This is a genomic window from Paenibacillus sinopodophylli, from assembly GCF_005930355.1.
Classification (GTDB): domain Bacteria; phylum Bacillota; class Bacilli; order Paenibacillales; family Paenibacillaceae; genus Pristimantibacillus; species Pristimantibacillus sinopodophylli.
Genome location: NZ_VDBO01000089.1, coordinates 1 through 246, shown reverse-complemented (window position 1 = coordinate 246; position 246 = coordinate 1). Strand labels below are relative to the sequence as shown.

Here is a 246-nt window from a genome sequence, read left to right as displayed (position 1 = left end):
GGTGACCCGTAGGGGACTCGAACCCCTGTTACCTCCGTGAAAGGGAGGTGTCTTAACCACTTGACCAACGGGCCTTGCTGGCAGAGAGGAAGGGATTCGAACCCTCGAGACCCGGTTAGAGCCTACACGATTTCCAATCGTGCTCCTTCGACCACTCGGACACCTCTCTATAATGGCTCCCCGAACAGGACTCGAACCTGTGACAACTCGATTAACAGTCGAGTGCTCTACCAACTGAGCTATCAG

The 246-nt window shown here is 54.9% G+C and carries 2 tRNA genes; both read right to left on the bottom strand.

Features of this window, described 5'->3' with window-relative positions:
- Positions 1–2: 2 nt before the first annotated feature.
- Positions 3–74 (bottom strand) — tRNA-Glu (locus tag FGT79_RS30815).
- A gap of 4 nt (positions 75–78) precedes the next feature.
- Positions 79–169 (bottom strand) — tRNA-Ser (locus FGT79_RS30810).
- Positions 170–246: the final 77 nt, after the last annotated feature.